Source organism: Streptococcus sp. SP1, assembly GCF_030440005.1.
In the GTDB taxonomy this organism is placed as follows: Bacteria; Bacillota; Bacilli; order Lactobacillales; family Streptococcaceae; genus Streptococcus; species Streptococcus parasanguinis.
This window is the reverse complement of sequence record NZ_JAQFJJ010000019.1, coordinates 25,254-36,784: the sequence shown is the minus strand read 5'-3', so window position 1 is coordinate 36,784 and position 11,531 is coordinate 25,254. Positions and strand designations below refer to the sequence as shown.

8 protein-coding genes are annotated in these 11,531 nt (G+C 43.2%); 5 read left to right on the top strand and 3 right to left on the bottom strand.

All coding sequences use genetic code 11. The annotated features are described in order from the left end of the window. Positions 1-547: 547 nt before the first annotated feature. Positions 548-1,654, bottom strand: coding sequence for a DNA polymerase IV (gene dinB, locus PCY07_RS09245; RefSeq protein WP_301356534.1), 1,107 nt, complete (start codon positions 1,652-1,654; stop codon positions 548-550). A gap of 261 nt (positions 1,655-1,915) precedes the next feature. On the opposite strand from dinB, the gene pflB reads away from it, so the two are divergent. From pflB to PCY07_RS09220, 5 genes are all read left to right on the top strand, one after another. Further along, complete coding sequence (pflB, locus tag PCY07_RS09240) at positions 1,916-4,231, top strand: formate C-acetyltransferase (protein ID WP_301356533.1); 2,316 nt, start codon at positions 1,916-1,918, stop codon at positions 4,229-4,231. A 418-nt stretch (positions 4,232-4,649) separates the two neighbouring features. Further along, positions 4,650-5,408 carry a threonine/serine exporter family protein gene (locus PCY07_RS09235; RefSeq protein WP_301356532.1) on the top strand — a complete coding sequence of 253 codons (759 nt, stop codon included), beginning with the start codon at positions 4,650-4,652 and terminating at the stop codon, positions 5,406-5,408. Between the two features lie 4 nt (positions 5,409-5,412). Further along, positions 5,413-5,880, top strand: coding sequence for a threonine/serine exporter family protein (locus PCY07_RS09230; RefSeq protein WP_037617035.1), 468 nt, complete (start codon positions 5,413-5,415; stop codon positions 5,878-5,880). Positions 5,881-6,342: 462 nt separating this feature from the next. Beyond that, positions 6,343-7,515 (top strand): hydroxymethylglutaryl-CoA synthase, encoded by a 1,173-nt coding sequence (locus tag PCY07_RS09225; RefSeq protein ID WP_049498518.1) that lies wholly within the window; start codon positions 6,343-6,345, stop codon positions 7,513-7,515. Next, on the top strand, positions 7,515-8,777 hold the full coding sequence (locus PCY07_RS09220) for a hydroxymethylglutaryl-CoA reductase, degradative (RefSeq protein ID WP_227197956.1): 1,263 nt from the start codon (positions 7,515-7,517) through the stop codon (positions 8,775-8,777). The genes PCY07_RS09225 and PCY07_RS09220 overlap by 1 nt, the downstream gene beginning before the upstream one ends. Before the next feature lie 48 nt (positions 8,778-8,825). Here PCY07_RS09220 and PCY07_RS09215 read toward each other — a convergent pair whose 3' ends face one another. Together PCY07_RS09215 and PCY07_RS09210 are read right to left on the bottom strand one after the other, a co-directional pair. Further along, entirely contained in the window at positions 8,826-9,653 is an 828-nt protein-coding gene (locus PCY07_RS09215; protein ID WP_049499446.1) for a PrsW family glutamic-type intramembrane protease, read from the bottom strand. After that, positions 9,646-11,307, bottom strand: coding sequence for a C69 family dipeptidase (locus tag PCY07_RS09210; RefSeq protein WP_301356531.1), 1,662 nt, complete (start codon positions 11,305-11,307; stop codon positions 9,646-9,648). The genes PCY07_RS09215 and PCY07_RS09210 overlap by 8 nt, the downstream gene beginning before the upstream one ends. Positions 11,308-11,531: the final 224 nt, after the last annotated feature.

Genomic DNA, 11,531 nt, shown 5'->3' with positions numbered 1-11,531 from the left:
AAGACGCAGTGGTTGAGTGGGCTCTACTACGCTGATTTCATCAGCTTTTACAGCCCTACTCAACTGTGCGGAGGTGGGACGACGAAATCGAATTCTAACGAATTACCGATTTCTGTCCCACTCTCTCGGGAGGTTTGAAAGTAAAACAGTTTGGGGAACTGTTTTAGTCTGAGCCCAGAAATTGAAAAGCGAAGGGGTTCAAAACGAATTGAACACGGGCTGCGGATTGTGTCAAAAGCGTAAAATACATTAGTACTAAATCCAAGACACAGTAGCTGATTGAATTCTTCTCCCGCCTTTTAGCCCGGAGGAAGAATCCTAATCAGCCTTGTGGGGGCAGGACAACGAAGCAATCCCATACAACAGTGCTTCTGTCCTGCTCCCTATTTTGACTTTATCCGCGAACGCCCTTTGTATCTTAATATAGTCATGGAACTTCCTGGATTGCTGAAATCATCCACTGGATCATTTCACCTAACGTCCGTACTCACCTAAGGAAAGTTTCTAAGATGACTTTGTCATCAATCTTAGGCGACTAGTGAACAGACTAGTCGTCTTCTTTTTCTTCCACCAAAGGCAACTCGGTATGAGCCACGAAATTGGTCATGGTGACACCCAAGAGGCGGATTCCAGTATTTGTCGATTCAATTTCTTGAAAAATATGGCGAGCGGAACGATTGATCCGCTCAGCCTCTCGTGTTGGCTCCGTCAGTGTGATCCGCTTGGTCAAGGTGGTAAAGTCAGCATAGCGCACTTTTAAGACCAAGGTCTTGCCTTGCTTGCCGTGTTTTACCAGCGATTGGGCTACCTTACTGGACAGATTGGCAATTTCTTCTAAAATATCATCTTCAGCATAGAGTAGCTTGCGGTAGGTCCGCTCTTTTCCGATCGACTTGCGGATGCGATGGCTCTTGACAGGGCTATTGTGAATGCCTCTTGCCTTACGAAAGAGATCATAGCCAAATCGCCCAAATCGATCAATCAAAGTCATCTCCGGGATGGCTAAAAGATCCGCACCAGTATAGACCCCCATCTCATGCAGCCGCTCCACTGTCTTCTTTCCTACCCCGTGAAATTTGGCAATGTCCATCTGGCTCAGGAAATCCTCGGCATCCTCCGGCAAGACCACCGTTAGGCCACGGGGCTTTTGGTAGTCACTTGCCATCTTGGCCAAAAACTTATTATAAGAAACACCCGCTGAAGCTGTGAGATGCAACTCTTCCCAGATCGCATGCTGAATCAAGCGAGCGATTTTGACAGCTGATTTGCTCTGGATTTTATTTTCTGTCACATCCAAATAGGCTTCATCAATACTCATGGGCTCGATCAGATCTGTATAGCGCTTGAAAATCTTACGAACCTGCTCGCCAACTTCTCGATATTTTTCATAATTTCCAGAGATAAAAATCGCTTGAGGACAAAGGCCCAGCGCTTCTTTGGAACTCATGGCCGAATGAATTCCATATTTCCTTGCTTCATAGTTACAGGTCGAGACCACACCTCTCCCACCTGACTGACGAGGGTCCTGGCCAATTACGACAGGCTTCCCCTTTAAACTAGGGTTATCTCTTTCTTCGACGGCAGCAAAAAATGCATCCATGTCAATATGAATAATCTTGCGACTCGTATCATTCACTAATGGAAATATCAGCATTTTTCACCCTCCTTTCTTTCTATTATAGGAAGAAAATTTTAGAATTGCAAAAATCAAACTTCCGCAAAACTTTGAAAATCGATGGAAAACGGCGCACGTTTTCAAAAATATAGTACAGAACAACATCGAATCAAGAACTGTATTATAAAAGAATCTGCCATTTTTCACAATTTGTCTTTGTGTAACCGGTTTCTGTATGGTATACTACTAGTGTAAATGCAACAGATGTAGTTGCTAGAAAGATAATAGAGGAAAATAGTAATGGTTGTTAAAACAGTCGTTGAAGCACAAGATATTTTTGACAAAGCCTGGGAAGGCTTCAAAGGTGAAGATTGGAAAGAAAAAGCAAGCGTTTCTCGCTTCGTTCAAGCTAACTACACACCATATGATGGAGATGAAAGCTTCTTAGCTGGTCCAACTGAACGTTCTCTTCATATCAAAAAAATTGTTGAAGAAACAAAAGCTCATTATGAAGAAACTCGTTTCCCATACGATAACCGTCCAACATCTATCGCTGATATTGCAGCTGGATACATCGACAAAGAAAACGAAGTGATCTTCGGGATCCAAAACGATGAACTCTTCAAGTTGAACTTCATGCCAAAAGGTGGTATCCGTATGGCTGAAACTACTTTGAAAGAAAATGGATACGAACCAGATCCAGCTGTTCATGAAATCTTCACTAAATATGTAACTACTGTAAACGATGGTATCTTCCGCGCTTACACTACAAACATCCGTCGTGCCCGCCACGCTCACACTGTAACTGGTCTTCCAGATGCATACTCTCGTGGACGTATCATTGGGGTTTACGCTCGTTTGGCTCTTTACGGTGCTGACTACTTGATGGCTGAAAAAGCAAGCGACTGGAACTCTATCACTGAAATCGATGAAGAATCAATTCGCCTTCGTGAAGAAGTAAACCTTCAATACCAAGCTTTGAAAGAAGTTGTTCGCTTGGGTGATCTTTATGGTGTAGACGTTCGTCGTCCTGCCTTCGATACAAAAGAAGCAATCCAATGGACAAACATTGCCTTCATGGCTGTCTGCCGTGTCATCAACGGTGCTGCTACTTCTCTTGGACGTGTTCCAATCGTTTTGGATATCTACGCAGAACGTGACTTGGCTCGTGGTACTTACACTGAATCAGAAATCCAAGAATTCGTTGACGATTTCGTTATGAAATTGCGTACTGTTAAATTTGCTCGTACAAAAGCTTACGACCAATTGTACTCAGGTGACCCAACCTTCATCACAACTTCTATGGCTGGTATGGGTAACGATGGACGTCACCGTGTTACTAAGATGGACTACCGTTTCTTGAACACTTTGGACAATATCGGTAACTCTCCAGAACCAAACTTGACAGTTCTTTGGACTGACAAATTGCCATATAGCTTCCGTCGCTACTGTATGCACATGAGCCACAAACACTCTTCTATCCAATACGAAGGTGTAACAACAATGGCCAAAGACGGATACGGTGAAATGAGCTGTATCTCATGTTGTGTATCACCACTTGACCCAGAAAACGAAGAACAACGCCACAACATCCAATACTTCGGTGCTCGTGTTAACGTACTTAAAGCTCTTCTTACTGGTTTGAATGGTGGTTACGACGATGTTCATAAAGACTATAAAGTATTTGACATCGAACCAGTTCGTGACGAAGTTCTTGACTTTGACACTGTTAAAGCTAACTTCGAAAAATCTCTTGACTGGTTGACAGACACTTACGTAGATGCTTTGAACATCATCCACTACATGACTGATAAGTACAACTACGAAGCAGTTCAAATGGCCTTCTTGCCAACTCACCAACGCGCAAACATGGGATTCGGTATCTGTGGATTTGCCAACACTGTTGATACCTTGTCAGCAATCAAATACGCTACTGTTAAACCAATCCGTGACGAAAATGGATATATCTACGATTACGAAACAATTGGTGAATACCCACGTTGGGGTGAAGATGACCCACGTTCTAACGAATTGGCAGAATGGTTGATCGAAGCTTACACTACTCGTCTTCGTAGCCACAAACTTTACAAGAACGCTGAAGCAACTGTTTCACTTCTTACCATCACTTCTAACGTTGCCTACTCTAAACAAACTGGTAACTCTCCAGTCCACAAAGGGGTATACCTCAACGAAGATGGTTCTGTGAACTTGTCTAAATTGGAATTCTTCTCACCAGGTGCTAACCCATCTAACAAAGCTCGTGGTGGATGGTTGCAAAACTTGAACTCACTTGCTAGCCTTGACTTTGGTTATGCAGCTGACGGTATCTCACTTACTACTCAAGTTTCACCACGTGCTCTTGGTAAGACTCGTGACGAACAAGTTGATAACTTGGTAACCATCCTTGATGGATACTTCGAAAACGGTGGACAACACGTTAACCTGAACGTTATGGACTTGAACGATGTTTACGAAAAGATCATGTCAGGTGAAGACGTTATCGTTCGTATCTCTGGATACTGTGTAAACACTAAATACCTCACTCCAGAACAAAAAACTGAATTGACACAACGTGTCTTCCACGAAGTTCTTTCAATGGATGATGCCTTGAACTAAGATTCAAATAGATCTTAAAAAACCAGTCGGAAACGGCTGGTTTTTTCATCCCATCGCAAGATTATTCTGAATTTTGAAAGAGTTTAAGAGCCTACCACATAGAGTTTGACAGCGTTTTCTTCAAATGTTATAGTAGAGCTGTAAATAATATAGAAGGGGTGATCCTATGTTTTTAACATTTGTTCTCGCTATTATTTGGCTCTTTATCTTGATTGCACTGATCTTTTTAGCAACCCTTCTCGTCCAGGATATGACCGTGCAGCATCACCACCCGAGTTAACGAATGATAAAACTAAACAATAGCTATTCTAAACGAATTCAGAAAGGATAAGAAACAAACTAGAATTGTCAGATTTTAGTTCTGTCTCTCGTCCTTTTTTGCTATAATAGAAACAGATTATTTAGTAAGAAGGAAATTATGGAAGAGTCAAAACAGATCAACCACGTGATCGACGTTCTGATGTTAGCTGGAACTCTCCTGTTAGAAAGCGGTTCTGAGATCCACCGAGTCGAAGATACGATGATCCGGATTGCCCATTCACAGGGAATCGACGATTGCAATGCTTTAGCGATGCCGGTCGCTATTTTCTTTTCAATCGAGAATGCCAATATCACGCGTATGAAACGGATCTTACGGACCAATTACAATATTGAAAAGGTCTGTGATGTTAACCAGATCTCTCGTCAACTGGTCTCTGGAGAGATGGATCTCTCTCAAGCCTACCAGGCCTTGAGAGAGTTAAAAAATAAGCGCGTTCCTTATACCAATCTCCAGTTGACCATTGCGGCGACTCTCAGTGCGCCTTTCTTCTCCATCATGTTTGGAGGAAATGTCTACGACGCGATTGGGGCAGTCATCGCAACTGTTTTTGCCTTTTCTTTTTCACTTGTCGTTGAGAAATACGTTCGTATTCCTTTTGCAACAGCCTTTGCGGCCGCCTTTATCTTTGGATTTTTAGCCCATATCTGGGCCAAATATAGTGGTTTTCCTTCCAATACGGATCTCATTATCGCTGGCTGTGTCATGCCCTTCGTTCCTGGAATTGCCATGACCAATGCTGTACGGGATCTTATGAACAACCACCTCAACTCAGGGATGAGTAAACTTTTTGAGACCCTCCTTATCACACTTGCACTTGGTGCCGGAACTACGGTCGCCCTAGTCCTTATGAAATAAAATGATGAACCTAACTGAATTTTTAATCCAAGCGGTGGCCAGTTTGATTGCCATCATTACCTTTTTAATCGTCCTCAATGTGCAACGCTCCATGCTAATCCCTGGAGGAATCCTAGGCATGAGCATTTGGTTGCTTTACTATGTACTAAAAGGGCCTACCAATGTCATCGTAGCAACCTTTATCGCCGCTATTGTAGGATCCTGTATCAGTCAGATTTTAAGTATCGTTCTCAAGACTCCTGTTGTGGTCTTTATGTTATCCATTCTCGCCCCCTTAGTTCCTGGATATATTTCCTATCGGACGACTTCCTTTTTTGTCAGTGGCCAATATCGCCAGGCAGTGACCAGCGTGACCCTGGTGGTTATTCTGGCCTTGGTGATTTCCATCGGGATGGCTAGTGGCTCTGTCGTCTTGAAACTGTATCATTCTTATCAACGTTATCAGAAAAGAAAAGCAGCTAATGTAAACTAGCATTGATTGCTTTTCTTTTTATGATTGTCTGTAGACTTATAAAATACATACGCGAATGCTCCAAACAAATCACTAGGAACTAAAAAGATCTCTAACTATTAAGTAGGAGCTGTATAGAAACTGGTGAATAGAAAACTGATTTGATGCTTTTCCCTCCTTAAAATATCATCAAAGACACAGATAATTGAATTTTCAAGGACCCCCTATTACCTAAAATTAGGACCTTTTAAAATCATCTACTCTATCATTCACCCATTCCTTTTAGTAAACAAAAGTTGAGTCTTTTTCTTTATTATTCTCTATTTTGACCTTCCACATTAATTTCTAACCAGCAACGATTCAAATTCGGTCCTAAGAATGATTTCCAATAGGATCTAGCTTTTTCAAGGGAATTTTGCTCTTAAATATGGTAGAATAGTAACGAAATATACTAGTAGATATCAAATAAAAAAGAGGTTAAGAATGACAATTGGGATTGATAAGATTGGTTTTGCGACGAGTCCTTATGTCTTGCGTTTAGAAGATTTGGCTACTGCTCGTGATACCGATCCCGAAAAACTAAGCAAGGGTCTTCTCTTAAAAGAACAAAGTGTTGCGCCGATCACAGAAGACATCGTCACATTGGCTGCTACTGCAGCAGATGATATTTTAACAGACGAAGACAAAGAAGCGATCGACATGGTGATTCTTGCGACAGAATCTGGAATTGACCAGAGTAAGGCTGCTGCTGTTTTTGTCCATGGCTTACTAGACATCCAGCCTTTCGCTCGCTCTTTTGAGATGAAAGAAGCCTGTTATGCTGCGACTGCTGCCTTGGATTATGCTAAACTCCATGTTGAAAAATTCCCACAGAGTAAGGTTTTGGTCATTGCCAGTGACATTGCTAAATACGGAATTGGAACTCCTGGAGAACCAACACAGGGGGCTGGAGCGGTTGCCATGCTAATCAGCCACAATCCTCGTATTCTATCTTTTAACGATGACAATGTTGCCCAAACACGTGATGTCATGGATTTTTGGCGTCCAAATTATGCGACAACTCCCTTCGTGAATGGGATTTATTCAACGCAACAATATCTAGATTCTCTGAAAACAACCTGGGCGGAATACCAGAAACGAACTGGCCTTGTCTTAACAGACTTTGCGGCCGTCTGCTTCCACTTGCCTTATCCGAAATTAGCTCTCAAGGGCTTGAAAAAAATCCTGGATAAGTCAGTGTCAGAAGAGAAAAAAGATCAATTACAATACAACTTTGATCAATCGATTCTATACAGCCAACGCGTGGGAAATATCTACACTGGATCTCTTTTCCTAGGCTTGCTGTCACTACTGGAAAATCAACCCCAACTCAAAGCTGGGGACCGAATCGCCCTCTTTAGCTATGGAAGTGGAGCGGTTTCTGAGATCTTTAGTGCCAATCTCGTTCCTGGTTTTGAGCAACTCTTAGATCACAAACGCATGGAAAAACTGGACCAACGTACGGTTCTTAGTGTTGCTGACTACGAACGACTCTTTTATGAGGAAGTAGATCTAGATCCTAGTGGCAATCAAGTGTTTGAGCCTGCTACGCATCAAACTTTTGCTTTGACAGAGATCAAGGAACACCAACGCACTTACCAGAAAGTAGAAAAATAATGGCACGATTACCAGGTTTTGCAAAACTTTCTCCCACAGAACGCATAGAGGCCTTACTGAAGGAAGGCCTCTTAACTTGGGATGAAGCACAGATCTTAAAAGAACAAAAGGGACTTCCCCTTTCTATTGCAGATCAATTGACGGAAAATGTCTTGTCGACTTTTGACTTGCCTTTTAGCCTTGCTCCTTATTTTCTGATCAATGGTCGTGACTATGTCCTTCCCATGGTCACAGAAGAGCCTTCCGTGGTCGCGGCTGCCAGCTTTGCAGCCAAGCTCATCCAACGTTCGGGCGGCTTCACCACCCAGGTACACCAGCGCCAAATGATTGGTGAGATTGCTCTGACGGATGTTGAAGACGTAGAAGTTGCTAGCAAGCGCATCCTAGAGGACAAGGAAACCCTTCTTCAGCTCGCTAATGAAGCCTATCCTTCTATCGTTAAGCGTGGAGGTGGAGCGAGAGATCTTTGGGTCGAAAACAAGGGGGACTTTCTTATTGTCTACTTGGCTGTCGATCCCAAAGAAGCCATGGGGGCCAATATGCTCAACACGATGCTGGAAGCTCTGACCGATCGCATCCAGAAACTCTCTGGTGGTCAGGCCTTGATGGCAATTTTATCCAACTTGGCTACTCGCTCTTTGGTGAGTGCACGGTGTGCCATCGATTTTAAAGTACTGAGTCGAAATCCTGAGGAAGCCATTGAGCTTGCCCACCGGATGGAGCAAGCTAGCCAACTGGCTCAAGTGGATCCTTACCGTGCGGCCACTCATAACAAGGGAATTTTTAACGGGATTGATGCCCTAGTCCTTGCAACAGGCAATGACTGGCGGGCCATCGAAGCAGGAGCCCATGCCTATGCTGCACAAAGTGGTTCTTACAAAGGCTTGAGTCACTGGACAAGTCAGCCGAAAGAGAAAAAACTCTATGGAGAGATCACCCTGCCAATGCCGGTTGCGACAAAAGGAGGCTCGATTGGCCTCAATCCAACGGTTCAAGTCAGCCACCGTTTGCTAGGAGAGCCTTCTGCTATTGAATTAGCTGGTATCATTGCTTCGCTCGGTTTGGCGCAGAATTTCGCGGCCCTCAAAGCCCTTGTCACCACAGGGATTCAAGCAGGACATATGAAACTCCAAGCACGCTCCCTAGCCCTTCTAGCAGGAGCTAAAGAAGAGGAAGTTCCCCGATTGGTCACCCAACTCCTTGAGAATAAACCCTTTAACTTAGAAAAGGCACAAACACTCTTACAAGAATTGAGAAAATAAAAGAACTAAGACCCACGTCTTAGTTCTTTTGTGTTTGAAAAAATTTTCTTATTGTTTTAAAAATGGCAACTCGGGATGTTTCTTGGTATAGAGCACCACTTCGATAAAGGTCCCTACTTGGACGGCAAAGAGCAGTCCGACGAGAAGATTAATCCGATGGTCTGTTTCATAAAACGGAGAGTTCCATAAGAAGTGATTGGCTACTGTTGAAAGAACACACCAGAGCCCAAAGAGTTTTTCCTTTTGCTGGGTCACTTGAGACAACAAGAGGAAGACACCAACTGATACAACAGCTGTATAGAGGGCATGCGAAGCTAATCCACCAGAGATACGGTTAATGGCCTCAGTGACAGCGGCTAATTGGCTGGTTTTTGTTTGGCGGGCAACGTACCCTAAATCCTCAATGATCTGAAAACCAAAGCCAGAGCCCAAGCCGGCAATTAGAATCGATTTCAGATCTTTTTTGCCAACCATCAAGACTACCCAAAAGGCAACCAGGGCCTTAAAGAATTCTTCTGAAAATGGAGCTGTCAAAGCATCCGTCCACTTGTTAAAGACAGTGGCATCCTTGATCACATGGCTATTCATAATATCAATCAAGCTATTGCCTGAAAAGCTCAACCAGCCTGCTACGAAGGCTCCTCCAAACATGGCAATCCATAGGATGTAGGTTGGTACGGACAACTGCTTGCCCAATCGTTTTGAAAAAAGATAGAGCGGAATAATAATAGCAGCTAAGACAGACAAGTTTAAGACCAAGTCTCTGCCTGCAGACTGGCTAAATTCTTGTTGAGAAAGATGACCGAGTTCAAACTCCAAGCCAATTCCTGCAAACAGTAGAAAAAGATAGATAGAGGCTCTTTGAATTTTAGTCATCTTGTTTTCCTCCCTTTTGTTTCTTTGAGCGAATCAGGTAGATCACAATCGCTAGAAGGGTTGCCCCGAATAAGCCTGCTGCTAGAATGTAATCATAGTCAAATTCAACGAGATCAATCTTTTCTTCATAAGCAGCATCTTCTTCGTCATCTAGATCCTGCAGGGCACTTTTTCCGTGTTCATCTGCTACCTTTTGTTCTGCTTCTTTTCTGATTTCTTGCAAGCGTTCGAAGGTTTTCTCAGCTCTCGCCAAGCTTTCCTCTGTTGCCTTCTTACTAGCTTCTTCAGGCTGAGAAGCAAGGGCGATTTGTTCCTGATCACTCAGATCTTGTTCGACCATCCACTGAGACTCCAATCGTTCCATTTCAGTACGAATCGCCCCATCTTCGAATAAATCTGGATACTTGGCCACAAGGTCATTGATTCTTGAAATGGTCCAATACCAAGAGCGATCATTGTAATGGTCCCCTAATTCTTGGTAGGCTTGATAGGTGTTGAGAATATTGCCATAGTAGGGTAGGTATGGAGCATTTCGTGGACTGCCCATCGACAGCCACATGGTACCTCCACCTGCACTCGCTGGGACCTCATCTTTCAGTTGGAAAATATGGGCCTCCATGACATTTGGATTGGAAATAGGGTATTTATAAACCGCATCAAACTCCCCTTTTTTCGGAATGCCTTTTCCATCCAGCTCCATTTGATCCTGTGGTTTATATTTGGTTCCTTCCAAACGATTGCGTTGGAGATTCATGGCATCGCGGAGGGTTAATTTTCGATCGGTTGTATGAAGAAGGTCAAAGGACGCATCGTCATATTTAACAGGAGAGCTTGGGTCTAGCGATTTGATTCCCGACCAAACCCGAGAGCGATCTGCTTCTTGCAAAGGCGGATTATAGGATTGAGAAACGTGGAATTTTCCGTCCACTTCCTTATAGCTATTGGCTTTTTTGGCAACTGTTTCAAGATCTTTTGAGGCGATCGTGCGTTCGGTATCTGACAGATCTACATGCCCTAAGAAGAAGGTATTTGGAAAGACCGCAAACCGATCCTCTGGGAAGAGAATCGCCGCATATTGATGGCCAGATAGGATTTCCATATACCAGACGCCTTCTTTATCGGCAATGGTCACAATATTTCCTTCTGCAGCGCCTTTTTCTTCGACGATTTTAGCAATGAGTTCAACCCCTTCTCTTGCGGTTTTCACACTAGGGAGAACGATACTTGTCAAGCCCGATTCTGCGAGGCCATCCTTGACATAGGGATCCACCTTTTGGATCTTGTCATTTGCTGAAGCAGATACAGTGGCAGAAATGGAAACCCCATATTCGTTGAATCCTGCTTCGTCAAAAATTCCCTGATCAGGGGTGATATCTGGAACCGCTGTATACTTATAGCTAATCTCTGGCAAGGGATATTGAAAACCGTTAGCAGCATCCTCAAAGATGGCTCCTTTTTTATTGTAGACACGCTCTCTGACCACAAAATTTTTATTATGGTTGGGCTCTAAATCTTCGGTACGCCCTACCAAGGTCGAGCCATCGGCAGTCAATTTCTTCCCGATGATGAACCCTGTACAAGCCTCAACAGGTTGAGCAATCAACAAAAGCGGAAGCAAGGCTACTACAGCTGATCGAAAATAGTGATTCTTCATCCTAAACTCCTTTTTAAAAATGTTTTTCCTTATTTAGTATACTCTTTTACAAGCCTGTTTTGCAAGCGATTCCAGCAACCGTAAACGATTCGTAAACTATCAGAATTTTTGAGGTGAAACACTTTTTCAAAAAAGAAAGGATTGGCTTATTTTGCCAATCCTAAACGTATAGGAACTAATTTTTAAGTAAAATAGGTTAAGTGATTCTTCAAAGAACTATAAAA